General features: G+C 63.6%; 25 protein-coding genes and 1 tRNA gene. 19 read left to right on the top strand and 7 right to left on the bottom strand.

All coding sequences use genetic code 11. From position 1 onward, the window contains the following. Positions 1-31 precede the first annotated feature (31 nt). From HWE04_RS06720 to HWE04_RS06645, 16 genes are all read left to right on the top strand, one after another. Positions 32-568, top strand: coding sequence for a cupin domain-containing protein (locus HWE04_RS06720; RefSeq protein WP_039874638.1), 537 nt, complete (start codon positions 32-34; stop codon positions 566-568). Positions 569-585: 17 nt separating this feature from the next. Then, positions 586-1,473 carry an alpha/beta fold hydrolase gene (locus HWE04_RS06715; RefSeq protein ID WP_241811920.1) on the top strand — a complete coding sequence of 296 codons (888 nt, stop codon included), beginning with the start codon at positions 586-588 and terminating at the stop codon, positions 1,471-1,473. Positions 1,474-1,487: 14 nt separating this feature from the next. After that, the gene (locus HWE04_RS06710; RefSeq protein WP_006462350.1) at positions 1,488-2,321 is read left to right on the top strand and encodes an IclR family transcriptional regulator; all 834 of its coding nucleotides are present in this window, start codon (positions 1,488-1,490) and stop codon (positions 2,319-2,321) included. Between the two features lies 1 nt (position 2,322). Further along, positions 2,323-3,147, top strand: coding sequence for an SDR family oxidoreductase (locus tag HWE04_RS06705; RefSeq protein ID WP_241811919.1), 825 nt, complete (start codon positions 2,323-2,325; stop codon positions 3,145-3,147). After that, positions 3,140-4,879, top strand: coding sequence for a thiamine pyrophosphate-binding protein (locus HWE04_RS06700; RefSeq protein WP_241811918.1), 1,740 nt, complete (start codon positions 3,140-3,142; stop codon positions 4,877-4,879). Before HWE04_RS06705 ends, HWE04_RS06700 begins: the two co-directional genes overlap by 8 nt. A 10-nt stretch (positions 4,880-4,889) precedes the next feature. Beyond that, entirely contained in the window at positions 4,890-5,690 is an 801-nt protein-coding gene (locus tag HWE04_RS06695; RefSeq protein WP_006462353.1) for an aspartate dehydrogenase, read from the top strand. A 49-nt stretch (positions 5,691-5,739) separates the two neighbouring features. Then, positions 5,740-7,215 (top strand): aldehyde dehydrogenase, encoded by a 1,476-nt coding sequence (locus HWE04_RS06690; protein ID WP_006462354.1) that lies wholly within the window; start codon positions 5,740-5,742, stop codon positions 7,213-7,215. A gap of 36 nt (positions 7,216-7,251) precedes the next feature. Beyond that, positions 7,252-8,223 carry a VOC family protein gene (locus HWE04_RS06685; protein WP_006462355.1) on the top strand — a complete coding sequence of 324 codons (972 nt, stop codon included), beginning with the start codon at positions 7,252-7,254 and terminating at the stop codon, positions 8,221-8,223. 35 nt (positions 8,224-8,258) lie between these two features. After that, entirely contained in the window at positions 8,259-9,419 is a 1,161-nt protein-coding gene (locus HWE04_RS06680) for an FAD-dependent monooxygenase (protein WP_077237865.1), read from the top strand. A gap of 7 nt (positions 9,420-9,426) precedes the next feature. Beyond that, positions 9,427-9,759 (top strand): hypothetical protein, encoded by a 333-nt coding sequence (locus HWE04_RS06675; protein WP_006462357.1) that lies wholly within the window; start codon positions 9,427-9,429, stop codon positions 9,757-9,759. Next, the gene (locus tag HWE04_RS06670) at positions 9,759-9,992 is read left to right on the top strand and encodes a recombinase-like helix-turn-helix domain-containing protein (protein WP_006462358.1); all 234 of its coding nucleotides are present in this window, start codon (positions 9,759-9,761) and stop codon (positions 9,990-9,992) included. Before HWE04_RS06675 ends, HWE04_RS06670 begins: the two co-directional genes overlap by 1 nt. A 40-nt stretch (positions 9,993-10,032) precedes the next feature. Then, entirely contained in the window at positions 10,033-11,082 is a 1,050-nt protein-coding gene (locus HWE04_RS06665; RefSeq protein WP_006462359.1) for an aromatic ring-hydroxylating oxygenase subunit alpha, read from the top strand. After that, the gene (locus HWE04_RS06660) at positions 11,079-11,510 is read left to right on the top strand and encodes a RidA family protein (protein WP_006462360.1); all 432 of its coding nucleotides are present in this window, start codon (positions 11,079-11,081) and stop codon (positions 11,508-11,510) included. The genes HWE04_RS06665 and HWE04_RS06660 overlap by 4 nt, the downstream gene beginning before the upstream one ends. Positions 11,511-11,591: 81 nt before the next feature. Next, positions 11,592-12,539 carry a PDR/VanB family oxidoreductase gene (locus HWE04_RS06655; RefSeq protein WP_241811917.1) on the top strand — a complete coding sequence of 316 codons (948 nt, stop codon included), beginning with the start codon at positions 11,592-11,594 and terminating at the stop codon, positions 12,537-12,539. Positions 12,540-12,840: 301 nt separating this feature from the next. After that, positions 12,841-13,914, top strand: coding sequence for a porin (locus HWE04_RS06650; protein ID WP_326491481.1), 1,074 nt, complete (start codon positions 12,841-12,843; stop codon positions 13,912-13,914). A 470-nt stretch (positions 13,915-14,384) separates the two neighbouring features. Further along, entirely contained in the window at positions 14,385-16,052 is a 1,668-nt protein-coding gene (locus HWE04_RS06645) for a methyl-accepting chemotaxis protein (protein ID WP_241811916.1), read from the top strand. On the opposite strand, the gene tcuC is transcribed toward HWE04_RS06645, so the two are convergent. Further along, positions 15,950-17,263: an MFS transporter gene (gene tcuC / locus HWE04_RS06640; RefSeq protein ID WP_234295927.1), complete on the bottom strand. Its 1,314-nt coding sequence runs from the start codon at positions 17,261-17,263 to the stop codon at positions 15,950-15,952. The two genes, HWE04_RS06645 and tcuC, sit on opposite strands and share 103 nt — an antisense overlap. Before the next feature lie 48 nt (positions 17,264-17,311). Then, a complete protein-coding gene (locus tag HWE04_RS06635; RefSeq protein ID WP_241811915.1) occupies positions 17,312-18,100 on the bottom strand; it encodes a substrate-binding domain-containing protein in 789 nt (262 codons plus the stop codon). Between the two features lie 107 nt (positions 18,101-18,207). Between HWE04_RS06635 and HWE04_RS06630 the strand changes: the two genes are divergently transcribed. After that, the gene (locus HWE04_RS06630; RefSeq protein WP_241811914.1) at positions 18,208-19,134 is read left to right on the top strand and encodes a LysR family transcriptional regulator; all 927 of its coding nucleotides are present in this window, start codon (positions 18,208-18,210) and stop codon (positions 19,132-19,134) included. Positions 19,135-19,576: 442 nt separating this feature from the next. On the opposite strand, the gene HWE04_RS06625 is transcribed toward HWE04_RS06630, so the two are convergent. After that, the gene (locus HWE04_RS06625) at positions 19,577-19,846 is read right to left on the bottom strand and encodes a hypothetical protein (RefSeq protein ID WP_241811913.1); all 270 of its coding nucleotides are present in this window, start codon (positions 19,844-19,846) and stop codon (positions 19,577-19,579) included. Between the two features lie 145 nt (positions 19,847-19,991). Here HWE04_RS06625 and HWE04_RS06620 point away from each other — a divergent pair, with 145 nt between their 5' ends. Beyond that, positions 19,992-21,434 carry an ApeA N-terminal domain 1-containing protein gene (locus HWE04_RS06620; RefSeq protein ID WP_241811912.1) on the top strand — a complete coding sequence of 481 codons (1,443 nt, stop codon included), beginning with the start codon at positions 19,992-19,994 and terminating at the stop codon, positions 21,432-21,434. A gap of 156 nt (positions 21,435-21,590) precedes the next feature. Here HWE04_RS06620 and HWE04_RS06615 read toward each other — a convergent pair. From HWE04_RS06615 to HWE04_RS06600, 4 genes are all read right to left on the bottom strand, one after another. Beyond that, positions 21,591-21,675: transfer RNA gene (locus HWE04_RS06615), tRNA-Leu, on the bottom strand. Positions 21,676-21,741: 66 nt separating this feature from the next. Further along, positions 21,742-22,194: a surface-adhesin E family protein gene (locus tag HWE04_RS06610; protein WP_241811911.1), complete on the bottom strand. Its 453-nt coding sequence runs from the start codon at positions 22,192-22,194 to the stop codon at positions 21,742-21,744. A gap of 272 nt (positions 22,195-22,466) precedes the next feature. Further along, positions 22,467-23,546, bottom strand: coding sequence for a tartrate dehydrogenase (locus HWE04_RS06605; protein ID WP_077237875.1), 1,080 nt, complete (start codon positions 23,544-23,546; stop codon positions 22,467-22,469). 188 nt (positions 23,547-23,734) lie between these two features. Continuing rightward, positions 23,735-24,673, bottom strand: coding sequence for a D-hexose-6-phosphate mutarotase (locus tag HWE04_RS06600; protein WP_241811910.1), 939 nt, complete (start codon positions 24,671-24,673; stop codon positions 23,735-23,737). Between the two features lie 183 nt (positions 24,674-24,856). Here HWE04_RS06600 and HWE04_RS06595 point away from each other — a divergent pair, with 183 nt between their 5' ends. Beyond that, positions 24,857-25,771: a LysR family transcriptional regulator gene (locus tag HWE04_RS06595; RefSeq protein ID WP_077237877.1), complete on the top strand. Its 915-nt coding sequence runs from the start codon at positions 24,857-24,859 to the stop codon at positions 25,769-25,771. Positions 25,772-25,812 lie beyond the last annotated feature (41 nt).

Below are 25,812 nucleotides of genomic sequence, written 5' to 3'. Positions count from 1 at the left end.
GATCACTCCGGACCCCTTCAAGGAGAAAAGCATGACCGATATGTCCGAACAGGAGAACATGGGCCGCAGCTGGGATCGCCCCGCCGGCGCCAGCTTCGCCGACTGGATGGAATCGCGCGTGGCGCGCCTGTCCACCCGCAAGTACGACTGGAACGCACTGAAGTTCCAGGCCGACTACGACCCCAAGTACCGTCGCGCCCAGATGCGCTACATCGGCACCGGCGGCACCGGCGTGGCGCATGACGCCAACGTCATTCCCTCCGAGCATTTCACCTTCTCGACCATGATCATCCCGGCCGGCCACGAAGGCCCGTCGCACCTGCACGTGGACGTGGAAGAAGTGTTCTTCGTCCTGCGCGGCAAGCTCAAGCTGGTGCTGGAAAAGGATGGCGAGCGTTTCGAGACCATCCTCACCGACCGTGACGTGGTCTCGGTGCCGCCGGGCGTGTATCGCGAAGAGATCAACATCGGTGACGAAGACGCGCTGATGTGCGTGATGCTGGGCGCCAAGAAGCCCATCACTCCGACCTATCCGCCGGATCATCCGCTGACCTCGGTCAAGCGCTGATTGCAGAGCACCACACCATGCATCCTCACACCTCCATCGCCTCCGCCACCGCAGTCAGCTGCGACGACGCCCTGCGCGAACCGCTGGCCCTGCTGGAAGGCCGCTTCGCCGAGGGCAGCGTCGAGGTGCCGGGCGGCCGTGTCAGCTATCGCAGCTGCGGCAGCGGTCCGGTGGTGGTGCTGTTGCATGGCATCAGCTCGGGCGCGGCCTCGTGGTTGCAGTGCGCGCTCAAGCTGGAGTCGCAGGCCCGCGTGATCGCCTGGAATGCGCCCGGTTACGGCCGTTCCACACCGCTGACGATGAGCCAGCCCAAGGCGGTCGATTATGCACGGCGTCTGCAGGACATGCTGCAGGCGCTGGAGGTTGAGCAGTGCGTGCTGGTCGGCCATTCGCTGGGCGCGTTGATGGCCGCAGCCTACCTGGCCCACGGCGATGGCCGCGCCCGCCGCACGCTGCTGGCCGATCCGGCGCTGGGCTACGGCGCCGCCGGCAAGCAGGAGCGCGCGCACCAGGTGCGGGAAGAGCGGCTGGGCGCCTTGCGCACCCTGGGCATCGCCGGCATGGCGCAGAAACCGACGCGCCTGCTGTCGGCCCACGCCAGCGCGCAGGACCACGCCTGGGTGCGCTGGAACATGCAGTGGCTGGACGCCTCGGGCTACACCCAGGCCGTGCAATTGTTGTGCGGTGACGATATCGCGCCTTACCTGCAGGCTGCACCACGACGGGGGTTGTCGGTGGCATGCGGAGCCGAGGACATCGTCACCACCCCACAGGCCAGTGAAGGGCTGGCCAGGCAGTTCGAACTTCCCTTCAAGCTGGTGGACGCGGCCGGTCATGCCTGCTATATCGAGCAGCCGTCGCAATTTGCTGCGCTGGTCAGCGCGCAACTCACCTCAACCAACTAGAACAGAAAATCATCATGAACAAACCAGTGATGCCAGAAGAAGAGTCGCAAGACAAGTATTCCGTCCCCGGCCTGGAACGCGGCCTGCGCCTGCTGTGCGAATTCAGCCGCCAGGACAAGACCCTGTCCGCGCCCGAACTGGCGCGTCGCCTGGACATCCCGCGCTCTACCGTGTTCCGCCTGCTGGCCACGCTGGAACGCATGGGCTTCGTCGAGCGTGCCGACGGCGGGCGTGATTATCGCCTGGGCATGTCGGTGTTGCGCCTGGGCTTCGAATACCTGGCCTCGCTGGAACTGACCGAGATCGGCCGCCCGCTGCTGGACCGCCTGCGCGACGAGATCGGCTACTCCTGCAACCTGGTGGTGCGCGATGGCCGCTCCATCGTCTATGTCGCCAAGTCGGTCACCCAGACCGCCTTCACCAGCCACGTCAACGTCGGTACCCGCCTGCCGGCGCATGCCACCGTGCTGGGCCGGGTGCTGCTGGAAGACCTGAGCCTGCCGCAACTGCGCGCCCTGTATCCGGAAGAACACCTGGAAGTCTTTTCCAGCAACACCCCCAAGACCGTGGTCGAACTGTTCGACATGGTGCAGGCCGACAAGGAACGTGGCTTCGTGCTGCAGGAAGGTTTCTTCGAAACCAGCATCTCCACCGTCGCCGCACCGGTGCGCGATCACTCCGGCAATGTGGTGGCCGCCATGGGCGCCACGATCCCTTCGCCGCACATCGACGCCAGCCAGCTCGACATCATCGTGGCCCGCGTGCGCGATACGGCGGCCGAACTGTCCCGCCTGCTGGACCACGCCCCGCAGGGCGGTGCCAAGGTAGTCAACATGTGGCGGGGCTGAGATGGCGATGACTTCTCTCCAGGGCAAGGTGGCCGTGGTCACCGGTGGCTCTTCCGGCATTGGTCTGGCGACCGTGGAGTTGCTGCTGGAAGCGGGCGCGGCCGTGGCCTTCTGCGGCCGTGATGGCGCCCGGCTGAAGGACGCCGAAGCCGCGCTGCGCGAGCGCTACCCGCAGGCCCGCCTGTACAGCGCCCCTTGCGACGTGCTGTCGCAGGAGCAGGTGCAGGCCTTCGCCGCCTCGGTGGAAAACACCCTGGGCGCGGTGTCCATGCTGGTCAACAACGCCGGCCAGGGCCGCGTCTCGACCTTCGCCGATACCACCGACGAGGCCTGGAGCGAAGAGCTGCGCCTCAAATTCTTTTCCGTGATCTACCCGACCCGCGCCTTCCTGCCGCAACTGCAGGCCATGAGCGCGCAGCACGGGGATGCCGCCATCGTCTGCGTCAACTCGCTGCTGGCCACGCAACCCGAGCCGCACATGGTAGCGACTTCCGCCGCCCGCGCCGGCGTGCACAACCTGGTGCGCTCGCTGGCCACCGAACTGGCCAATGGCGAAGCCGCCCGCGTGCGGGTGAACGGCATCCTGATCGGCCTGGTGGAGTCGGGCCAATGGCGCCGCCGCTATGCCGCGCGCGGCCCCGAACTGCAGGACCAGAGCTGGGCCCAATGGACCGCCGCGCTGGCCGCAAAGAAACAGATTCAACTCGGCCGTCTCGGCCTTCCCCGGGAAGCCGCGCAGGCGATCGTATTCCTCGCCACGCCGCTTTCCTCGTACACCACAGGCAGCCATATCGATGTTTCAGGAGGACTTTCCCGCCATGTCTAATACCAACCAGCAAGTGACCGTCGGCTGCGCCATCGCGGCTTTCCTCGAACAGTGCGGCGTGAAGGCTGCCTTCGGCGTGATCTCGATCCACAACATGCCCATCCTCGACGCCTTCGGCGAGCGCGGCAAGATCCGCTTCATCCCGGCCCGCGGCGAAGCTGGCGGCGCCAACATGGCCGACGCCTATGCCCGCACCACCGGTGGCCTGGGTGTATGCCTGACCTCCACCGGCACCGCCGCCGGCAATGCCGCCGGCGCCATGGTGGAAGCCTTGACCGCCGGTACGCCGCTGCTGCACCTGACCGGTCAGATCGAGACGCCTTACCTGGACCAGAGCCTGGCCTACATCCACGAAGCGCCGGACCAGTTGAGCATGCTCAAGGCCATCTCCAAGGCGGCCTTCCGCATCCGTAGCGTCGAGACCGCCATCAGCACCATCAAGCTGGCCGTGCAGACCGCACTGACCCCGCCGATGGGCCCGGTCTCGGTGGAAATCCCCATCGACATCCAGGCTGCCCTGATCCCCATGCCCAGCAACCTGCAACCGCTGGCCATCCCGCAAAGCGTGCCGTCGGCGCGCGCACTGGATGAACTGGCCGAGCGCCTGATGAAGGCCAAGCGTCCGCTGCTGTGGCTGGGCGGCGGGGCGCGGCATGCTGGCGCGCAGGTAAAGCGCCTGATGGACCTGGGCTTCGGCGTGGTCACCAGCACCCAGGGTCGCGGCATCGTGGCCGAGGATGATCCGCGCTCGCTGGGCGCCTTCAACCTGCACAAGCCGGTCGAGAATTTCTATCAGAGCTGCGACGCCATGCTGGTGGTCGGCTCGCGCCTGCGCGGTAACGAAACCCTGAAGTACGAACTGAAGCTGCCGCGCCCGCTGTATCGCGTGGATGCCGATCCGGCTGCCGAAGGCCGCTGCTACACCAGCGACTATTTCGTCTGCGGTGATTCGGCGCTGGTACTGTCCGGCCTGGCCGACCGCCTGGCCGCGCTGAAGGTCGATCCGGGCTTCATGGCCGACCTGCAGAAGGCACGCGATACCGCCGTGCATGGTCTGGTCGATGGCCTCGGCCCCTATAGCGCCCTGGTGGAACAGTTGCAGCAGGCGGCCGGCCGCGAGTTCAACTGGGTACGCGACGTCACCGTCTCCAACAGCACCTGGGGCAACCGCTACCTGCGCATCTTCGATCCGCGTGCCGGCGTGCATGCGCTGGGCGGCGGCATCGGCCAGGGCCTGGCCATGGGTATCGGCGCGGCCATCGGTGCGGCGGTCACGCAGTCCGGCAAGAAGACCTTCACCCTGGCCGGTGATGGCGGCTTCATCCTCAACCTGGGTGAGCTGGCCACGGCCGTTCAGGAACAGGCTGACATGGTGATCGTGCTGATGAACGACAAGGGCTACGGCGTCATCAAGAACATCCAGGATGCGCAATACGGCGGTCGTCGCCACTACGTGGACCTGCACACGCCCGATTATGCCGAACTGTCCTCGGCGCTGAAGCTGCGTCACCAGCGCGTGGGCAACCTGGCCGAGGTGGCCGGGGCGCTGGACGAGGCGCTGTCGCAGAAGGGCCCCTTCCTGCTGGAGATCGACATGCTGACCATCGGCAGCTTCAAGACTGCCTTCGCCGGCCCTCCGGTCAATCAGACGGAAAACGCGGAAAGCGCGGAAATGGCCGCCGCCGCAGCAGCAGCCGTGGTCGCCGCTGCCGCCACCGCGGCCACCGCCTGAGGAGCCGAGCATGCTGCACGTATCGATGATCGGATGCGGCGCCATCGGCGTGGGCGTCATGGAGATCTTGAAGAGTGATCCCGAGGTCGCCTTCGACATGGTGGTGGTGCCGGAGGCGCACATGGAGCGCGCCCGCAGCACCGTCTCCACACTGGCGCCGACGGCCCGGGTGGTGTCGCGGCTGGGGGACGAGCGTCCTGACCTGCTGATCGAATGCGCCGGTCACCAGGCCATCGCCGAACACATCATCCCGGCGCTGGAGCGCGGCATCCCCTGCATGGTGGTGTCCATCGGCGCCTTGTCCGAACCTGGCCTGGTCGACAAGCTGGAAGCCGCCGCCCGCGCCGGCAAGACCCAGGTGCAGCTGCTCTCCGGCGCCATCGGTGCCATCGACGCCCTGGCCGCGGCCAAGGTCGGTGGGTTGGAATCGGTGGTCTATACCGGTCGCAAACCGCCGCAGGCCTGGAAGGATACGCCGGCCGAGGCCGCCTTCGATCTGGATGCGCTCAAGGAACCGACCGTCATCTTCGAAGGCAGCGCCCGCGAAGCGGCGCGCCTGTATCCCAAGAATGCCAACGTCGCCGCCACGCTGTCGCTGGCCGGCCTGGGCCTGGACCAGACCCGGGTGCGCCTGTATGCCGATCCCGGTGTGAGCGAGAACGTGCACTACGTGGAAGCGCGGGGCGCCTTCGGCGGCTTTGAGCTGACCATGCGCGGCAAGCCGCTGGCGGCCAATCCCAAGACCTCGGCACTGACCGTCTATAGCGTCGTGCGCGCCCTGGGCAATCGTGCCCATGCGCTGTCGATCTGAGCAGTTGAGTATCTGAATATCTGAGCTTCGCAAGGACATGTCGACCATGATGAATCTGAACGAAACGCTGCCGATCTGCATCGCCGGTCAATGGCGACTGGGTGGCGGCGACCGTTATGCCACGCTCTACCCGGCCACGGGTGAGCCGGTGGCCTACCTCAATGCGGCCAGTGTGGCCGATGTGGAAGAGGCCATCGCCGGTGCCGACCACGCCTTCCGCACCAGCGGCTGGGCGCAGAAGAAGCCGCATGAACGTGCCGCCGTCCTGTACCGCGTGGCGCAGCTGATCCGCGAACGCGGTGAAGCGCTGGCGCAGATGCAGCGCCTGGACAATGGCAAGCCCATCAGCGAGACGCGCAATCTGGTGGCCAGTGCTGCCGGCACCTTCCAGTTCTTCGCGGCCGCCTGTGAAACCCTGGAAGAAACCCTCACGCCCATGCGTGGCGACAACCTCACCATGAGCGTGTATGAACCCATGGGCGTGGTGGCCGCCATCACGCCGTGGAATTCGCCGATCGCCAGCGAGGCGCAGAAGATGGCGCCGGCCCTGGCTGCCGGCAATGCGGTGGTGGTCAAGCCGGCCGAGGTGACCCCGCTGGCCGCGCTGGAACTGGCGCGCATCTGCATCGAAGCCGGCGTGCCGGCCGGCATGATCAGTGTGCTGCCGGGCAAGGGCTCGGTGATCGGCGACGCCATCACCTTGCATCCGCTGGTCAAGCGCGTCTCCTTCACCGGTGGTACCACCACCGGCAAGCACATTGCCCACATCGCCGCCGACAAGATGATGCCGGTCTCGCTGGAACTGGGCGGCAAGTCGCCCACCATGGTGTTCGAGGATGCCGATCTCGACCATGCCGTGGCCGGTGTGCTGTATGGCATCTTCAGCAGTTCCGGTGAATCCTGCATCGCCGGCTCGCGCCTGTTCGTGGCGCGCTCGCTGTACGACGGTTTCATGGAGCGCCTGGCCGCCGGTGCCGCTGCACTGCGCGTGGGCGATCCGGCCGACGAGCGCACCCAGATGGGGCCGCTGATCACCGCCCGCCATCGTGAAGGCATCGAGCGCTATGTCGACATCGGCGTCACCGATGGCGGCCGCATCCGCACCGGTGGCGTGCGTCCGCAGGGCGCGCAGTTCGAACGCGGTTACTACTACACGCCGACCATCATCGAAGGCGTCAGCAATGAACAGCGCATCTGCCAGGAAGAGATCTTCGGGCCGGTGCTGGTGGCCATGCCCTTCGACAACGAAGACGACCTGATCCGGCAAGCCAACGACAGCGTCTATGCGCTCGCTGCCGGTATCTGGACGCGCGACTACAAGCGCGCCTGGCGCATCGGCCGCGCAGTGCAGGCCGGCAATGTCTGGATCAACACCTACAAGCAATTCTCGATCTCGACCCCCTTCGGCGGCTGGCGCGACAGCGGCCTGGGTCGCGAGAAGGGCAGGCTGGGCATCCTGCAGTACATGGAGCAGAAGGCCATGTACTGGGGCATGAACGAACAGCCCTTGCCCTGGGCCGGCTAAGAGCGCCGCCCCCCTGAACACGTATTGGAGACACACATGGACGTATTGGGTATCGACGAAATCATCTACGGCGCGGACGACTTGCCGACCTGCCGCCAGTTCTTCCTCGACTGGGGCATGCTGCTGGCGCAGGAAAGCGCGGCCGAACTGGTCTTCGAATCGCAGAACGGCTGCCGCGTCATCGTGCGCGACAGCGCCGACCCCGGCCTGCCGCCGGCCATCGAAGCCGGACCGACCCTGCGCGAGGTGGTGTGGGGCGTGTCCTCGGCCGCCGTGCTGGACAAGTTCGCCGGCCGCATTAGCGGTCTGCCGGGCTACGTCAATGACGGCAAGCGCGTCGGTTGCACCGATCCGAACGGCCTGGCGGTGCGCTTCCAGGTCTCGGTCAAGCGCGATGTCGAGGTCGAATGCGCACGCATGAACACCTGGAACGAAAAGAACCGCATCAACCAGCGCAGCCCCATCTACGAACGTGCCACGCCCATCGAGGTGGGACACGTGGTGTTCTTCGTCAAGGACGTCAAGGCCTGCGAACGCTTCTATTGCGAGAACTTCGGCTTCGTGCCCTCGGACCGCTACCCGGAGCGCGGCGCCTTCCTGCGCTGCGCCGATGTCGGCGGGCATCACGACATCTTCCTGCTGCAACCGCCGGAGGCAAGGTCGGGCTTGAACCACGTCGCCTTCACCGTGCGCGACATCCATGAAGTCTTCGGCGGTGGCATGCACATGTCGCGCAAGGGCTGGGATACCCAGCTGGGTCCGGGCCGTCATCCGATTTCCTCGGCCTACTTCTGGTACTTCAAGAATCCGGCCGGCGGCCTGATCGAGTACTACGCCGACGAAGACCAGCTCGATGCCCACTGGGAGCCGCGTGACTTCGAACCCGGTCCGACCGTGTTCGCCGAATGGGCCATCGATGGCGGCATCGACGGCAACACCCGCCGCCAGAAGAATGCGCAAGGCCCCAGCGGCAAGTTCCTGACCGACCGCGCGCCGGCCGGCAAGTAAGACGGCAATCCGTCATTTGTAGAAAGGAAATCCAGATGTCCTTCAAGATCGGAATCCTGGGCGCCGGCATCGGCGGCCTGACCGCCGCCATCGCCCTGCAGCGCGCGGGCCATGAGGTGGTGGTGTATGAACAGTCCAAGCAATTCCTGCGCGTGGGCGCGGATATCAACCTCACCCCCAACGCAGTGCGTGCACTCGATGGACTGGGCATCGGCGAGGCCGTGCGCCGTACCGCCGCCCGTCCCACCCACCGCATCAGCCGTACCTGGGACAGCGGCGAGGAAACCTCGCGCCTGGCCATGGGCGACACCGCCGAGCAGAAATACGGCGCACCGCAACTGACCATCCACCGTGCCGACCTGCTGGCGGCGCTGGCCGAGGTATTCCCGCTGGAGCAGGTGCGCTTTGCCAAGCGCGCCGAGAAGATCAGCGAAGAGGGCGATGGCATCCATCTGCACTTCACCGACGGCAGCACGGACCGCGTGGACGTGCTCATCGGTGGCGATGGCATCCACTCCGCCGTGCGCACTGCCATGTTCGGTGCCGAGAGCCCGCGCTTCACCGGCGTGGTGGCCTTCCGCGCCGTGGTGCCGGCCTCCCGCGTAGCCGGCGTGCCGAACCTGCAGGCCTTCACCAAGTGGTGGGGGCCGAACCCGGAAAGCCAGATCGTGACCTTCCCGCTCAATCGCGGTGAAGACATCTTCATCTTCGCTACCACCGCGCAAGAAAGCTGGCACCTGGAATCCTGGACCACCCCGGGCAACGTGCAGGAACTGCGCGATAGCTACGCCGGTTTCCACCCCGACGCCACGGCCTTGCTGGACGCCTGCGACGAAGTGCTCAAGACCGCGCTGTATGAACGCGATCCGCTGCCGGCCTGGGCGCGCGGCAACATGGCGCTGCTGGGTGATGCCTGTCACCCGATGATGCCGTTCATGGCGCAGGGCGCCGGCATGGCCATCGAGGATGCGGTGGTGCTGGCGCGCTGCCTGGCCAAGGTCACCACGCTGGAGCAGGTGGCAGGATCCTTGCATGCCTATGCGCAGTTGCGCATGGAACGCGCCTCCAAGATCCAGATCGGTTCACGTGGCAACAACTGGCTGCGCGAGGGCGGTAACGCCGACTGGGTCTATGGCTATGACGCCTGGACCACGCCGCTGGATGCGCAGCCTGAATCCACCGCCGTCCCTGCGTGAGCCAGCGATGAGTGCAGAGACCCACTCCGACCGCATGCTCCTGACCATCTTGCTCAGGCATGACCAGTCGAAGAACCTGGAGCAGATCCAGGCGCACATGAAGCAGATGGACTGGTGGGAGCGCTTCCCGGTGGAAGGCTGTCGCGTGGTGTCCTGGACCGTGGCCATGGGCCTGGGCCAGATCGTCACCCTGGAGCTGCCGCCGGCGCTGCTGCCGCAAGTCAATGTCGAGCTGGAGCGCTCGGCCTGGGGTGTGTTCCGTACCGAGTGCTACCCCACTTACGATTTTGTTCCCGTGCGCGAGCGTATCCGCGAGCGCGTCAGAAATGGAGGCCAATGATGGTTGCAACTGTTACCGATGTCTATCTCAATCCGCACCAGGCACGTCGCCGTGCGCCGACCCAGTTCGAAGACCTGCTGGGTGACTCCATCGAGCGCGCCTATGCCGCTGGCATCCACGAGCTGGATGCGCTGGTGGCACACCTGAACCGTACCGGTCCGAGCTGCCCCTACAACCAGGGCGTATGGACCGCCGCCAACTTCCAGGAAGAGATTGCCCGCCTGGCCGCCTGATCCGTCCAGACGCCAAGCCAGCCTACAGGAGAGTATCCAAATGAGAACCACCGCCAATGATCCCGTCGACGCCGTCCTCGCCGTCGGCCTGAAAGACCTGTGGTACCCGATCTGCCCGTCCGAGTTTGTGGCCGAGAAGCCGGTCTCGCTGCGTCGCCTGGGCAAGAAGTTCGTGTTCTGGCGCGAGCCCTCGGGCAAGCTGCATGCCTTGGAAGACCACTGCCCGCACCGTGGCGCACCGCTGTCCATGGGCATCCCCATGGGTGACCGCATCGCCTGTGGCTACCACGGCGTGCAGGTGCGCTTCGACGGCGTGGTCACCAGCGTACCCGGCAGCCCCGGCTGCAAGCTGGAAGGGGCCAAGGCCACGCGTCGCTTCCACGTCACCGAAGCGGCCGGCGCCATCTTCCTCTACAACAGCATGGAAGACGTCGACACCCCGCCGCCGCTGCGCCTGCCAGAAGAACTGACCAGCCCCGAGTATTCCAACTTCCTGTGCTACACCGAATGGAAGGGTGATTACCGCTACGTGCTGGACAACGTGATGGACCCCATGCACGGCACCTTCCTGCACAAGCAGTCGCACTCCATGGCCGAAGGCGACAACACCGCCAGCTTCGGCATCCGCGAGACCGACATCGGCTTCGTCTTCGAAAAGGAAGGCCAGCGCGACGTCAACTTCGACTGGACCGAATGGGGCGATACCGACCTGCACTGGATGCGTCTGGCCATTCCCTATCCCAAGACCGGCGGCCCGGGCGGCAGCTTCGTCATCATCGGCAGCTACACGCCCATCGTGGACAACATCGCGGCGGTGTTCCACTGGCGCTGCCGCAAGCTGTCCGGCTGGCAGCGGGACACCTGGCGCTTCCTCTACCGCAACCGCCTGGAAGCGCGCCACTGGAACGTGCTGGAACAGGACCGCGTGGTGCTGGAGCTGATGGAGCCCGACGCCAACCAGCGCGAGATGCTGTACCAGCACGACATGGGCATCGTGCGCCTGCGTCGTCACCTGCGCGGTCTGGCCAAGGCCCAGCTGGCGCGGGAAGAAGAACTGGCCGCGGCCAAGGCGCCGGTGAAGGCAGCATGAACCACGCAGCAAGCCCGGTCGCCGTGCGCCATGTGAAGACCGACAAGGTCCCCGAGCTGGCCACGGCCACCTGGTCCAACTGCCTGGTGGTGGGCGACGAGATCGTGATGTCCGGCATGACCGCACATCCGGCCTCGCGCCAGCAGACGCTGGACACCTACCAGCAGACGCTGGTGGTGCTGGGCAAGATCCGCGATCTGGTGGAAGCCGCCGGCGGCAGCGTCGGCAGCATCACCAAGCTGGTGATCTATGTCACCGACATCGCGCACAAGGACGAGGTGGGACGCGCCCGGCGCGACTTCTTCGGCACGCCTTATCCGTGCTCGACGCTGGTGGCGGTGAGCGCGCTGGTGTTTCCGGAACTGACGGTCGAGATCGATGCCTTTGCGCGCCTGGGTGTCGACCTGCGGCAGGCAGTGGGCGGTTGATGCAAGTGGCTGCAAGTGGCAGCAAGTGACAGCAAGTGACACGAGGCGGTTTGAACAATCTGATGTGGTGGTGGTGCATTCATGAGCAGTCCTCTTATTTCCGTGCGCGTGCAGGCCATGCGCTTTGAAGCGCAAGGCGTAGTCAGCGTCGAACTGCGCCTGCCCGAGGGCGGCGAGCTGCCGGCCTTCGAGGCCGGTGCGCATATCGACCTGCACCTGGGCAATGGCCTGGTGCGCAGCTATTCGCTGTCGAACTCGCCGACCGAGCGGCATCGCTATGTGGTCGGTGTGCTCAACGACCGGGGCAGTCGCGGCGGTTCGCGCTACGTGCATGAACAACTGCGGGTCGGTGCCAGCCTCACCATCTCGGCACCGCGTAACAATTTCCCGCTGGAAGAATCCGCGCCGTTGTCGGTGCTGATCGCCGGTGGCATCGGTATCACGCCGATTTCCTGCATGTATCACCACCTGCGCGCCCAGGGTCGGGAAGCGGTGTTGCACTACTGCGCCCGCTCGCGCAAGGAAGCGGCCTTCACCGCCGAGCTGCTGGGCGAGCCGGGTGTGTCCAGCCACTTCGATGACGAGGCCGGCGCGCCGCCTGACCTGCGGGCTTTCCTCGCCGCGCATCCGAAGGACGCGCATTTCTATTGCTGCGGGCCGACGCCCATGCTCAATGCCTTCGAAAACCTGTGCGAAGAACTGGGCCTGCCCAACGTCCACATCGAACGCTTTGCCGCCGAAAAGGTAGAGGCGGTCCAGACCGGCAGCTACGTGGCCGAACTGGCGCGCAGCAAGTCCAGCGTCACCGTCCCGGCTGGCAAGTCGCTGCTGGACGCCTTGCTGGATGCCGGCATTGCGGTCGATCACAGCTGCCGCGAAGGGGTTTGCGGCGCCTGCGAGACCAAGGTGTTGGAGGGTGAACTGGAACATCGCGATGGCGTGCTCAGCAAGGCCGAGCGCGCTTCCGGCAAGACCATGATGGTGTGCGTGTCCGGCTGCAAGGGACAACGCCTGGTGCTGGACCTGTAGCAGGACCGGTAAGGCAACAAGGCCCGGGCAGCGTTCGCCCGGCCCCATGCCCGTGCTCAGGCACAGGGCATTTTTTTGAGCCTGATGAATTTTGTGGAACGTCGATCCATAGGTGAAACAAATAACACCGGATCACGCACCACCTGGCAAGCGGCGCCCGCCGACCATGCGGGACAGGGCGCCTCGCTTGCCGGCAGAAGTCACCTCTCCTGCGCACGGGGCGCCGGGGAGCAGTGAGTGAATGCGGCCTGGCCGCGTGTTTGGACTTTATTCGTTGAAGGGGAGTTTGATGAAGAAGTTAATGATTGCCGCAGCGGCATCCTGCCTGTCGGCGGGCGCCTTTGCGCAGAGCAGCGTCACCATCTACGGCAGCCTCGATGCTGGCGTAGCCTATATCAACAACCTCAATGGCGGATCGGTGTCGCGCCTGGATCAGGGCACGATGCAGCCGGATCGTATCGGCTTTCGTGGCATCGAGGACCTGGGCGGCAATCTGAAGGCGATCTTCCAGCTGGAAGCCGGCTTCTACACCGACACCGGCGGTACGCCCAATTCCTCCAAGCTGTTCAACCGCTACAGCACCATCGGCCTGTCCGGCGACTTCGGTGCGGTGACCCTGGGCCACATGCCGGACGTGGTGTTCGACTACGTGGGCAAGCTGTCCAACGGCTTCCAGCTGACCAACTGGTACCTGTTCCACCCGGGTAACCTGGACAGCCTGGCCAACACCTACCAGTTCGACAATGCAGTGCGCTATACCTCGCCCACCGCAGGCGGCTTCCAGGGCAGCCTGATGTACGGCTTCGGCGAAGTGGCCGGCGACAGCAGCGCTGGTCGCAACGTCAGCGCCGGTGCGACCTACACCAATGGCCCGTTCCGCGCGGCCCTGGCGTATTCCAAGCTGAACAACCGTGCCGCTGGTTACGCCGGCACCTTCCTCAGCAGCGTCGGCCTGGGTAATGCAGCGACGGTCTTCAACAGCCTGACCACCACCGCCGGCGGCCTGGGTTACACCATCGGCAGCGTGCGCCTGAACACCGCCTACACCCAGGTCAAGCTGGCCATGCCCAGCGGCGCCACACCCAAGCAGAAGAACCTGGATCTGGGCGCGGCCTGGCGCTATGCCACGCTGGACACCATCAACTTCGGTTATGGCCTGTCCAAGCTGGAAGGCGCGCGCTGGAACACCTTCAGCCTGTCGCACGTGCATGAGTTCTCCAAGCGTACCCAGTGGTACGTGCAGGCCGCCTACCAGCGTGCCGGCGGCGATGCGCGCTTTGCCGTCATGAACGGTACCGGTGCCAGCGGTTCCACCGGCGTCTCCGGCGGCCAGGGCCAACTGGTCACCACCATCGGCATGCACCACTCGTTCTAAGGCCATCTTTGGATGGCTGGCATTACCTTCTGTGAATAGTCTTGTCTTGCGTGCAGCTCCCCTGGAGCGGGGAGTTGCTTAGGGTCTGCTCACCTTCAAGCTGCGAGTGCGAGAGGTCGCCAAGCGTTGACTGCCTAGGCGCAGCGACGCGCCGTAGTGGTGCTACGGCAAGGAGCTGCAACAACGGCAGGCGACGCTTGGCGGCCTCTCCCGAAGGGTTGGCCCCAGAAGCCGCGCTGGCGGCGTTGCACGTCAGGGCTGGTGGAACCACCACCAGCCCTGACGCGCGCCTTGCCATCACGGCTTCTGGGGCCAACGCATCTCGCAGATTGAAGGTGAGCAGACCCTAGTAGTGCCTTGGGCGGAGGAAGTCCTCTTTCTCCGCCATTTTTTTATCCAAACCGAATTCATTGCCGGTGGGCATCATGGCATCGTCCCCCCCGGCATTCTTGCGTTGCGGAGAAAGCCTCATGATTGCAAATCTCAAACTGGGCGCCCGTCTTGGACTGGGCTTCGGACTGGTACTGGCGCTGCTGGCCGGGATCACGGGACTGGCCATCGCCAGCCTGTCCACGCTGCACCAGGGCACGCGCCAGATCGTCGAAGACCGCTACCCGCAGGTCTTGCTGGCCAATGACGTGCTCTTGCGCATCAGCGAGAATGCCAGCGCCATGCGCAACCTGCTGCTGCTGGACGACCACCAGAAACTGATCGAGGAAATCGCCCGCATCGACAAGGGTGAAGCCGCCATCGGCGAAGACCTCGGCAAACTGCAGGCACGCCTGTCCAGCGAACAGGGCCGCAAGTCCTTCGCCGAGATACTGGCCTTGCGCGCCAGCTACCGCCAGGGCCAGCAGCGTTTCCTGCAACTGGCCTCCACCGGCGCCACCATGGACGCCACCGAGCTGTTGATGACCAGCCTGCGCCAGGACCAGGACAAGTACATCGCCCGTCTCAAAAGCTATATTTCGGTGGGCACCATGATGATGGAACGCAGCGGCCAGGAAGCCGCCGACCAGTACCACGGCAAGACCCTGATCATGCTGGCCATCGCTGCGCTGGCGGTATTACTGGGTGGCGGCTTTGCCTGGTGGACCACGCGTTCCATCACGCGCCCAGTGCGCCACGCAGTGGAGGTGGCACAGCAGGTGGCCGATGGCAACCTGTGCAGCGAGATCCGGGCCGGCGCGCGGGACGAGATCGGCCAGTTGCTGGAGGCCTTGCGCCAGATGAATGGCAGTCTCACCCGCATCGTGGCCGATGTGCGCGGCGGGGCCGAGACCATCGCCACTGCCTCGGCCGAGATCGCCGGTGGCAACCTGGACCTCTCGGCGCGCACCGAGCAGCAGGCCGGCTCACTGGAAGAAACGGCGGCGGCGATGGAGGAACTGACTTCCACCGTGCGCCAGAATGCCGAGAACGCGCAGCAGGCCAACCAGCTAGCCTCGGATGCCTCCGGCGTGGCGGCGCGCAGCGGGGAAGTGGTACAGCAGGTGGTGAGCACCATGCAGGGCATCAGCGAGGCCTCGCGCCGCATCGTCGACATCATCGGCGTGATTGACGGCATCGCATTCCAGACCAATATCCTGGCGCTCAATGCGGCGGTGGAAGCGGCCCGCGCCGGCGAGCAGGGCAGGGGCTTTGCAGTGGTGGCATCGGAAGTGCGCTCGCTGGCCCAGCGCTCGGCCACGGCGGCCAAGGAGATCAAGGCGCTGATCGATGATTCGGTAGCGCAGGTGGATGCCGGTGGACGCCTGGTGGTACAGGCCGGCGCGACCATGGGCGAGGTGGTGGACAGCGTGCGACGGGTGTCGCACATCGTCGGTGAGATCAGCATGGCCACGCAGGAACAGCGTGCCGGTATCGAGCAGGTCAATCACGCCATCACCCACATGGATGAAACCACCCAGCAGAACGCAGCGCTGGTGGAACAGGCTGCCGCCGCGGCCCAGTCCTTGCAGGACCAGTCGCAGCGGCTGCGGGAGCTGGTGGGTGTGTTCCGGCTGCAGGACGTGCGACCGGAGCGGACGATGCTTCAGGCCGCCGAGGTGGACGATGAGGAGGCGGTCGCCGCCTTGCCGCGATACAACACCAGTGTGGCGATCAGCCCGCAGATGGCGGCAAAGCTCATCCAGTAACCCGGTGCTGCCTTGTCGCCCGAGGTCTCGATCAGCCAGGTCGAGACCAGTGGCGTGAAGCCGCCGAAGATGGCAGTAGCCAGGCTGTAGGCCAGCGAGAAACCGACCGTGCGCACATGCGCGGGCATCACCTCGGTGAGCGCCACCACGGCTGCGCCGTTATAGCTGGCGTAGAGGAAGGACAGCCACAGTTCGGTGATGAGCAGGTTCTTGAAGCTGATGTCCGAGACCAGCCACGACATGATCGGGTAGGCGGTCAGCAGGGTCAGCACCGTGAAAGCCACCAGCACCGGGCGGCGCCCCACGCGGTCCGACAGCGCGCCCATGATGGGCAGCCAGCAGAAGTTGGACAGGCCCACGCAGAAGGTGACGATGAGGCTATCCGAGGCCGACAGCTTGAGCACGTTCTTGCCGAAGGTGGGGGTGTAGACCGTGATGAGATAGAAGGACACGGTCGTCATCACCACCATCATCATGCCGGCCACCACGATCTTCCAGTTCTGTGCGATGGAGGCCATGATTTCGCCAAAACGCGGATGGTGCTTGCGGGCCAGGAATTCCTCGGTCTCCTGCAGCGAACGGCGGATGATGAAGATGGCCGGTACGATCAGGCAGCCGATGAAGAAGGGAATGCGCCAGCCCCAGTCGCTGATCTGCGCCGGTGCCAGCGACTGGCTGACCAGATAGCCGATCAGGGCCGACGCCATGATGGCCGCCTGCTGGCTGGCGGACTGCCAGCTGACGTAAAAGCCCTTGTTGCCGGGCGTGGCCATTTCTGCCAGATAGACCGACACGCCACCCAGTTCCACCCCCGCCGAGAAACCTTGCAGCAGCCGTCCGGTCAGCACCAGGATGGGCGCGGCCACGCCGATGGTGGCGTAGCCCGGCACGAAGGCGATCAGCAGTGTGCCGATGGCCATGATGGCCAGCGTCACGATCAGGCCCTGGCGGCGGCCGACGCGGTCGATGTAGCTACCCAGGATGATGGCGCCCAGGGGACGCATCAGGAAGCCCGCACCGAAGGTGCCGAAGGTCAGGATCAGCGAGACGAACTCGTTGTCCGACGGGAAGAAGGTCTTCGAAATGTAGCTGGCATAGAAGCCATACAGGAAGAAGTCGAACATCTCCAGGAAATTGCCGCTGGTCACCCGCAGGACGGTGGACAGCTTGGAGTGTTGGATGCTTTTTGTGCTTGTTGTGCTTGTGGTCATGTCGGTCTCTCTCTTCTCTCTTGATTCAGGCGCTGGATCAGCCGTCGATCAGCGCGGCGCCGGATCCAGGCCGGAGGCCTTGATGGCCGCCTCGGCTTCCGGCGAGGCCAGGTACTGCAGTAGTTCCCTGGCGGCCTGCGGCTCCCTGGTGCCGACCACGACGCCTACGGAGAAGGGCGTGAGCTGCTGCGCGCTTTCGGGGATGGGGCCGATGATGTCGATGCCCTTGATCGGCTTGAGCTCGGAGATCTGCTGCAGGCCGACTTCTGCCTCGCCACGCGCCACCACTTCACCCACCGGCTCGGCCGGGATCATGCGGCCCTTGTAGGCCATCTGCTGGTCGATGCCCAGGCGCTTGAACAGCTTGGTGGAAAGGAACACGCCGCTGGCGCTATCCGAATAGACCACCGAATGCGCCGTCAGCAGCGTGCGCTTGAAGGCGTCCAGCGTGGAGATATCAGGCCGGGGTGCGCCGGCCTTGACCGCCAGACCGATGCGCGAGAGCGCCAGCAGCTTGTGCTCGGAGCGCGACACCTTGCCCTCGGCCACCAGCTTGTCCAGAGAGTCACCGACCATGATCACCACGTCGATAGGTTCACCGCGCTTGAGACGGTTGGGGATGGCCTGCGGGGTTTCGCCCATGGACGGGCCCCAGCCGGAGATGAGCTTGTGGCCGGTCTTCTTTTCGAAGTCCGGGGCCAGTGCCTTGTAGGCGGCGGCAAAACCGCCCGAGCTGACCACGTGGATATCGGCTGCGGCGGCCAGGCTGCTGGCGGCACCGATGACCAGGGCCAGCACGCTGCGCTGGAGGACGGAATGGGTGAGGATGTTTTTCATGGGATCTCCGGATTGGCGTTTTTAGTTTGAACTAGGGGATGAGACCCGGCAGTTTGCGGAGTATCCTTTGAAAAGTTAATTGCATTTAATCTTGGGATTGATAAAAAATGCGCATCAATATCGAGACCTCCGAATTGCAGGCTTTCATCGCCGTGGCGCGCCAATCCAGCTTCCGGGCGGCGGCCGAGGGCCTGTTCATCACCCAGCCGGCGCTGAGCCGGCGCATCGAGAACCTGGAACAGGCGCTGCAGGAGCGCCTGTTCGACCGCACCACCCGGCGCGTTTCCCTGACCCCGGCCGGCGAGCTGTTCCTGGTGCATGCCCAGGCGGTGATGGAAGAACTGGAACTGGCCGTCAAGAGCGTGGAGCAGGGCATGGCGCAGCGCCGCCAGCATGTGACGGTGGCCTGCGTGCCTTCGGTGGCCAACAACCTGCTGCCGCTGATATTGAAGCCCTATGCGCGCAGCCATCCCAATGTGCGGGTGCGCATCATCGACGAGAGCGCGGCCGACGTACTGGAAAGCGTGCGCAAGGGCGAGGCGGACTTCGGCGTGAACTTCATCGGTGCACAGGAAGCCGAGATCGATTTCGAGGAACTGACCCGCGAGCGCTACCTGGCGGTCATGCCGGCCCATCATCCTTTGGCCGCGCATGTCACCCTGAACTGGAAATCGCTGGCCGGGGAAAAGCTGGTCTCGGTCTCGTCCAGCAGCGGTAACCGCAGCCTGATCGACAATGCCTTCGCCCGCGTACCGCAGCGCCCGGTGATCCAGTACGAGACCAATCACGTGGCCGGCGCCATCAGCCTGGTCGCCGCCGGCCTGGGCGTAGCACTGCTGCCGGAGCTGGCACTGCGCAATGCCCCCTACAAGGGCATTGTGGCGCGCCCGGTGACCAGCCCGGTCCTGAGCCGCGCCATGGGTTTGATCAGCCTGAAGGGACGGGTACTCAACCCGGCCGCCGCAACGCTGGCCCAGGCGTTGCGCGATGCGATCATGACCAAGGGCAAGAGATCGGCAGCGCGGGAAGGCTGACCCTTGCCGGACTGCCTATTTTTTGTGCGGTTTATTGGGAGGGCAGGCGGGGACGCCGCTTGCGCATCGGGGAAATGGGTTATCCACAAATTTATGCACATAAATCGTGGATAAGTTTCCTGCAACGACGGGGCTTCTCGCGAGGTTGCGTAAATTGTTTGCAAAATCGCTGCCCATAAAAAAGGCCCTCGCTGGGGAGGGCCTTTTTGGGGTGTTCTTGTCTGGTCCGGAGGCAGGTTTTCCTGCCTGGCAGGGCTGTCGAATTCCGAAGAGGGGGCGATTATATAGGCTCTGCAAAAAAAATGAAACTGCTCTTGGCAGAAAAAAGATCGGTTTGCTGGCGGGCGGTGCGGGAGCGTTGATTCGGGGGATTTTTCACCGGTTTCCGGGGATGGGTGCAAGGAAACGGGTTTGTCTGAACGGGTGTTCAGTGGCGAACGGATCAGCGGGATTCCTGAGCGAAAGGGTAGCCGGCCTCGTAGAGAATCCATCCCCGACCTTGCGCGCAGTTGACCTCCCGGTACATGAATGCCTTGACCACCTGTTCCCGTCCGAGGGCGCATGGTTCGCCTTTGCGCAGGATGAAGGCCACCTCGTCGGCCTCGTCGGCGGCTTTGAAGACGCTGACGTCCTGAGTCGCCCGCCACCGGCCTTCGGGCTTGCTGCAGCCAAGGAGGCTGAGCGTAAAGAGGATGGGGAGGATGAGTTTCATTGCTTGGTGTAGTGGTTTTTCTTGACGGCTCGTTTTGATCGCTGGATGGCGATCAACAGCTCTCGGTCGGGTATTTGGCTAAGCTATGCTGTCGCGATCAAGTGCTGTAGGCAGGTTCTGCTTTCATATATAAATAGAGGTCGTAATGGCAGAGATAAAAGACATCTTCGATGAGCAGGGACATTTTTGGTGGCAGGACGAACCGGTCTTGTCAGGGGATTTTGCTCCCGCGCATCACATGACAGGACGGCTCCGAATAGACATGGAAGGAACATCGTATTTGGAGTTGGACGGTATTCTTCCCGGAGAAAAGGATAGTTTTGGAAGAATTTTTTCTGGGGCAAAAAAGCATCTGCCACGAGCTATTCAAGGTGTGACGAAAATAACCGGCCACCGGGTCCTGCTGATAGATGCAATACCTAACGGTGGGGCGTTCAATTCAAATCGTTTTTCGTACGAACGGTATATGGCTACCATGTGCCTGTTCGGGAAAAATAGCTTCCCGACGAAAACAACTCCTTTGCATTTCTCAAGGTTCGAAATTGATCTTTCAGGCTTTGAGGAGTGGCTGCAACTGGGAGGACTGCAAGTCGAGCATACCAAGCGTAGCTTGTCGCTCAAAAGCAGAAACGTAAAAGACATCGTATTTGATACGGATGCCGGGAGGCTGATGATCTCTCACCACACTGAGGTTCCTGAGGGACGCGGTGTGTATTTATCTCAGTTGACGGTAAAGGAAGTGAATATCCTCTCTTTGAAGCCAAGAAGGGCCTTTAGTCCGGAAGCGGTACGAAGAGAATTTGCGGTTTTGCAAGACCTGATGATTCTACTGACGGAGACTCACTATTCGCTCAGTTGGCCAGTGGTGCAAATTTCTCGTACTAAGAGTGCATTTACGTTTTACTTTCGCCGTATTGCGAGCAGTGCGACATCTCCGCGATTTTTTGATATGCCTACTAGCTTCCCGCAATTAGAGGATAAGTTCGGGAAAATTTTTTCAAGCTGGCGTACCAAGCGAGAAGAATTTGGATCAGGTTTTCACGCCTATATTTCAACAAATCGTGATATTTCTTTCTACGCCGAGGGAAAATTTATGGCTCTGATTCAAGGGCTTGAATCGTTTCACCGGACTAAGTCAGGAGTTGTGAAATTAAATAATCGCTTACGAGCAAAAATCGATCGCATCTTGGGAGACGTGAAGCTGACGAAGGACAAAATCTGGTTAGAAAGGACGTTACGTCATTCTGCCGAGCCGAGACTCAGTGACCGCCTTGTCGAAATTTTGACCAGTCTCCCACTTGGGCTTGAGCAGGGGCGTATAGAAAAGTTTGCGCAAGAATGTGCGGCTATTCGAAATGATCTCGCGCACTTTGGCGGCCAGAAAACACGTAAAGTAAGTGCTAACTACTTACAAGAGATCGTCGAGAAGAGCCAAGCACTTTCTCTGTTGTACCAGATGGCATTGTGGAGAGAGATTGGTATTGATGATGAACAACTTTTGCTTATATTCTCGGGCTTTGGAGCACATCGGCGCAAACACACGTTAGCAACAGTCCAATTGCTCTCTCCTGAGGTTATTGATGCGTGACACGCTAAGGATCAAGTGAACATCAAGAATCCATAAGGGGACACAATCTTCCCTGCTAATACTCTACATCGGCAGTCAAGCGCGGACATGAAAAAGCCCGCTGTGTCAGCAGACACGCGGGCTTTAGAACATCTTTGAACTTCATTGAATACTGATTGGTGCCGGGAGCCGGAATCGAACCGGCACGCCTTGCGGCGCGGGATTTTGAGTCCCGTGCGTCTACCTATTCCGCCATCCCGGCGACGCGAGCCGGTGATTATTGCCGATTTCGTTTTCCGGGGCAAGCCCTTTCATGCTTGCCGGGAAATTATTTACCGCACACCGCTTCGATGGCGCGCTCGCCGGTGGAGCCCGGGATGGGGTCCTGCAGCTTCACGTCCGAGTAGGCCAGTTGCGGCGCCAGCAGCATCTGCCCTTTGCCGTCAGCCTGCGCGTACATCTTGCGGCTGCCAAAGCCGAGCTGGCGGCTGGTGCAGTCGAAATAGGCGGTCGAGACCTCCGACAGGTAATAGGTCTTGCTGCCCTGGCCCATCAACAGTTGCGGACGGCTCCAGTTCAGCAGGATCTGCGCCTGGCGCACGCTGCGGGTAACGACGATGCTGCTCTTGTCGATGAAGAAGCTGCCGATGGTGTTTTCGCCCAGGGGCGACCATTCGGCGCGCGCGGGCAGGCAGGTCGCGGCCAGGAGCAAGGCCAGCGGCGCCGCCAGCAGCAGGGTGGGGCGGGGAGCGCGCAGGAGGTGAGGGGACGGTCTATCCATATCGCAGGGCTTCGCGTCAGGTCAGCATCATGGCCAGCATGGCGACATCGTCTTCCAGCAGAAGTATCAGCGGGATGCTCCAGAAGAGCAGTTCGGCCAGTACGCGGTGTCCCGTCATGCGCAGGCTTGCAGCCATGTCCAACTCTTCGATCACGAAAATTGAAAGAGCGGCAATCCTAACATGCCCTTTGCAAATCATCATGGGGCCGCCATAGGAAAATGGCCCGCACGCGGCGAGCCATCTTCATTCAGTGAAGGGCAGTCAGGGGCGCTCAGATTGCCGCAGCCACCGCCTTGCCGACTTCGGTGGTGTTGCTCTTGCCGCCCAGGTCGGGGGTGGTCGGTCCGTTGACCAGCACTTCCTCGATGGCCGCCAGCATGGCGTCGTGGGCCTGGCGATACTTGCCTTCGCCGTTGCCCAGGAAGTCCAGCATCATGGCGCCGGACCAGATCATGGCGACCGGGTTGGCGATGTTCTTGCCGAAGATGTCCGGGGCCGAGCCGTGCACCGGTTCGAACAACGAGGGCAGTTCACGGGTCGGGTTGATGTTGGCCGAGGGCGCGATGCCGATGGTGCCGGCGCAGGCCGGGCCAAGGTCGGAGAGGATGTCGCCGAACAGGTTGGAGGCCACCACCACGTCGAAGCGGTCCGGGTTCAGCACGAAGTGCGCGGTCAGGATGTCGATGTGGTACTTGTCGCGACGTACGTCGGGGTACTTGGCGCCCATGGCTTCGACGCGCTCATCCCAGTAGGGCATGGTGATGGCGATGCCGTTGGACTTGGTGGCCGAGGTCAGGTGCTTCTTGGGACGGCTTTGCGCCAGGTCGAAGGCGAACTTGAGGATGCGGTCGGTGCCCTTGCGGCTGAAGACCGATTCCTGGATTACGGTTTCGCGGTCGGTGCCTTCATACATGCGGCCGCCGATGGAGGAGTATTCGCCTTCAGTGTTCTCGCGGACCACGTAGAAATCGATGTCGCCGGGCTTGCGGTTGGCCAGGGGGCAGGGCACGCCGGGCATCAGGCGCACCGGGCGCAGGTTGACGTAGAGGTCGAAGTCGCGGCGGAACTTGAGCAGCGAACCCCACAGCGAGACGTGGTCCGGCACCGTGGCGGGCCAGCCGACGGCGCCGAAGAAGATGGCTTCGAAGCCCTTCAGTTGCTCGAACCAGTCGTCCGGCATCATCTGGCCGTGCTGGGCGTAGTAGTTGCAGTGCGCCCAGTCGAAATGGGTGAACTCGATGTCGATGCCGAATTTCTTGCTGGCGGCCTCGACGGCGCGCAGGCCTTCGGGCATCACTTCCTGGCCGATGCCGTCACCGGCGATGACGGCGATCCTGTGGGTCTTGCTCATCTGCTGTGCTCCTGTGGTCTGTTCTGGGCGGTGTAAACGGTGTCCATCATAGATCGCTTCGGGCGGGGGATCATCCACGATCTGGTGATTTTATAAAACACGATCCGTGAATGATGCGCAAAACCTCAGCCCATGAAAAAGGCACTGCCCGGACTGCGGCAGTGCCTTGGTGATGCCTTGGGAGCGGTTCAGCCGCCCAGTGCTTCGCCCCACAGGCTGACGCCCATGCTGTGCTCGGCACCCGGTTCGAGTTCCACTAGGTCGTCCATCACATTGGCGGTCTCGATGCAGAGCATGCGCTGCCAGGCGTCGTCGGCGAACTGCGACAGGCGGCGCGCCTTGCTGACCCAGGGGTTCCACACCACGGCCGAGGTCGAGCCGCTGGCTTCGATGTGGATGCGGCGGTTCCAGCCTTCGTCGCGGATCGCCAGATGCGCTGGCAGGTCCAGGTAGATGCGGTCGGTTTCGCTGCTGACTACCAACGGGCGCTTCTGTTCGCGCTCGGCCCAGCCTTCCAGGGTTTCGATGTAGCGCTGGCCTTCCAGGCCTTCCACGGTGACGTCGTGGATGCTGCTGACGGCGAAGTAGCTGTGCAGTGCCTGGGTGAGGGCGATGTGCTGCTCGCTGCCGTTGCGGGTGGTGAGCTTGAGGTGCAGGCGGTCGTCGAGGAGGATTTCCAGGCGCAGTTCCAGGCCCGGCGGCAGATGGCGCAGGGCCGGAGAATCGGTGGTAGGAGGGATGGCCATCACCAGGCGCACGGTGTCGCCTTCGATGGCGTTTTCCATCAGCAGCCAGGGGATGCCGCGTACCAGTCCGTGCGCCGGCAGGCGGCCACCGGCATGCAGGGACTGCACCTGCGGTGGATTGCGCATCAGGTCGCCGAACCAGGGCCAGCAGACGGGGATGCCGCCGCGTACCGAGTTGCCGGCTTCGAAGGCGGCTTCCTCGCTCATCCAGATGATCGGTTCCTGGCCGTGGACCTGGTAACGCAGGACCTGGGCGCCCTGTTCGGCGATCAGTACTTCGGCGCGCGCGGTCTGCACGCGCAGGCATTGCAGCTGGTTGACTTCGATACGCTGGATGTGGGGAAGGTCGGGCGGGACCTCCTGCTCCTCGATGATGCTCATGCCGGTGACTCCAAGAATTCGTTGCGATAGCGCAAGACTGCCACAATTCGGGCGTCTGCGGGTGGTTTGGCGCGCCGCGCGAGGCGAGTCGTATCGGCTGGGTCACCCCGCCTGTGGCGCTTGTTCGGGTGGCTCGTGACCCGACTATAATCCACGGATCGTGGATTTCAATGGCTACAGATCGTGAACAATTCTCCCCTGCTGGAAGACCTGCGCCTGTTCTGCGTGGTGGCGCGCCACAGCAACTTCGCCGAATCGGCGCGCGAGGTCGGCGCTTCGCCGGCCTATATCAGCAAGCGCATTGCGCTGCTGGAGCAGGCGCTGGGCGTGCGCTTGTTCCATCGCACCACGCGCAGCGTGGTCATGACCGAGGATGGCGGCAATGTCCATGAATGGGCGCGCAAGATTCTCGATGACGTCGAGCAGATGATGGAAACCGTCAGCAGCGCCAAACGGGTGCCACGCGGGCTGCTCAAGATCAGTACCAGCTTCGGGCTGGGGCGCAAGGTGGTCTCGCCCCTGCTGTCGCGCTTTGCCAGCGAGCACCCGGAACTGAAGATCCAGCTGGAGCTGGTGGACCGGCAGATCGACCTGGTCAATGAAGGCATCGATCTGGATATCCGCGTGGGAGCGGGGCATGAGCCGCATCTGTTTTCCAAGCGCATCCTGCCCAGCCAGCGGGTGCTGTGCGCCAGTCCGGCCTATCTGAAGAAGCAGGGCGCGCCGGCCGACCTGGCGGCGCTGCGCCAGCACCAGTGCCTGGTGATCCGCGAGCGCAACCAGTCCTTCGGCATCTGGCGCATGATGGGGCCCAAGGGGCAGGAGACGGTCAAGGTCTCGGGGGGACTGGCATCTAACCATGGCGAGATCATCCACCAGTGGGCGGTGGATGGGCACGGCATCATCCTGCGGTCGATCTGGGACGTGGCCGATAGCCTCAAGCGCGGGCGGCTGGTGCGGGTGTTGCCGCAGTATTTCCAGGAGGCCGATCTGTGCGCGGTCTATCCCGTGCAGCTGAAGAATTCAGCCAAGGTGCGCGAGTGCGTGCGCTTCCTGCAAAAGCACCTGGATGTCACGGCGCCGGCGATGACGGTGTGAAGGTGCGCGTTCCCGTGGTCCGGTGGTCCGGCGACCCGGCC

Origin of the sequence: Herbaspirillum sp. C7C2 (genome assembly GCF_022627865.1) — a bacterium.
GTDB classification, from domain to species: domain Bacteria; phylum Pseudomonadota; class Gammaproteobacteria; order Burkholderiales; family Burkholderiaceae_D; genus Herbaspirillum; species Herbaspirillum frisingense.
Note: the sequence above shows the minus strand (reverse complement) of the source record. Positions and strands in the feature narration are given on the sequence as shown.

Excerpts from the sequence above, each read along its gene's own strand:
- HWE04_RS06720 (WP_039874638.1), top strand. The coding sequence starts at position 32 with ATGACCGATATGTCCGAACAGGAGAACATGGGCCGCAGCTGGGATCGC.
- HWE04_RS06715 (WP_241811920.1), top strand. The coding sequence starts at position 586 with ATGCATCCTCACACCTCCATCGCCTCCGCCACCGCAGTCAGCTGCGAC.
- HWE04_RS06710 (WP_006462350.1), top strand. The coding sequence starts at position 1,488 with ATGAACAAACCAGTGATGCCAGAAGAAGAGTCGCAAGACAAGTATTCC.
- HWE04_RS06705 (WP_241811919.1), top strand. The coding sequence starts at position 2,323 with ATGGCGATGACTTCTCTCCAGGGCAAGGTGGCCGTGGTCACCGGTGGC.
- HWE04_RS06700 (WP_241811918.1), top strand. The coding sequence starts at position 3,140 with ATGTCTAATACCAACCAGCAAGTGACCGTCGGCTGCGCCATCGCGGCT.
- HWE04_RS06695 (WP_006462353.1), top strand. The coding sequence starts at position 4,890 with ATGCTGCACGTATCGATGATCGGATGCGGCGCCATCGGCGTGGGCGTC.
- HWE04_RS06690 (WP_006462354.1), top strand. The coding sequence starts at position 5,740 with ATGAATCTGAACGAAACGCTGCCGATCTGCATCGCCGGTCAATGGCGA.
- HWE04_RS06685 (WP_006462355.1), top strand. The coding sequence starts at position 7,252 with ATGGACGTATTGGGTATCGACGAAATCATCTACGGCGCGGACGACTTG.
- HWE04_RS06680 (WP_077237865.1), top strand. The coding sequence starts at position 8,259 with ATGTCCTTCAAGATCGGAATCCTGGGCGCCGGCATCGGCGGCCTGACC.
- HWE04_RS06675 (WP_006462357.1), top strand. The coding sequence starts at position 9,427 with ATGAGTGCAGAGACCCACTCCGACCGCATGCTCCTGACCATCTTGCTC.
- HWE04_RS06670 (WP_006462358.1), top strand. The coding sequence starts at position 9,759 with ATGGTTGCAACTGTTACCGATGTCTATCTCAATCCGCACCAGGCACGT.
- HWE04_RS06665 (WP_006462359.1), top strand. The coding sequence starts at position 10,033 with ATGAGAACCACCGCCAATGATCCCGTCGACGCCGTCCTCGCCGTCGGC.
- HWE04_RS06660 (WP_006462360.1), top strand. The coding sequence starts at position 11,079 with ATGAACCACGCAGCAAGCCCGGTCGCCGTGCGCCATGTGAAGACCGAC.
- HWE04_RS06655 (WP_241811917.1), top strand. The coding sequence starts at position 11,592 with ATGAGCAGTCCTCTTATTTCCGTGCGCGTGCAGGCCATGCGCTTTGAA.
- HWE04_RS06650 (WP_326491481.1), top strand. The coding sequence starts at position 12,841 with ATGATTGCCGCAGCGGCATCCTGCCTGTCGGCGGGCGCCTTTGCGCAG.
- HWE04_RS06645 (WP_241811916.1), top strand. The coding sequence starts at position 14,385 with ATGATTGCAAATCTCAAACTGGGCGCCCGTCTTGGACTGGGCTTCGGA.
- tcuC (WP_234295927.1), bottom strand. The coding sequence starts at position 17,263 with ATGACCACAAGCACAACAAGCACAAAAAGCATCCAACACTCCAAGCTG.
- HWE04_RS06635 (WP_241811915.1), bottom strand. The coding sequence starts at position 18,100 with ATGAAAAACATCCTCACCCATTCCGTCCTCCAGCGCAGCGTGCTGGCC.
- HWE04_RS06630 (WP_241811914.1), top strand. The coding sequence starts at position 18,208 with ATGCGCATCAATATCGAGACCTCCGAATTGCAGGCTTTCATCGCCGTG.
- HWE04_RS06625 (WP_241811913.1), bottom strand. The coding sequence starts at position 19,846 with ATGAAACTCATCCTCCCCATCCTCTTTACGCTCAGCCTCCTTGGCTGC.
- HWE04_RS06620 (WP_241811912.1), top strand. The coding sequence starts at position 19,992 with ATGGCAGAGATAAAAGACATCTTCGATGAGCAGGGACATTTTTGGTGG.
- HWE04_RS06610 (WP_241811911.1), bottom strand. The coding sequence starts at position 22,194 with ATGGATAGACCGTCCCCTCACCTCCTGCGCGCTCCCCGCCCCACCCTG.
- HWE04_RS06605 (WP_077237875.1), bottom strand. The coding sequence starts at position 23,546 with ATGAGCAAGACCCACAGGATCGCCGTCATCGCCGGTGACGGCATCGGC.
- HWE04_RS06600 (WP_241811910.1), bottom strand. The coding sequence starts at position 24,673 with ATGAGCATCATCGAGGAGCAGGAGGTCCCGCCCGACCTTCCCCACATC.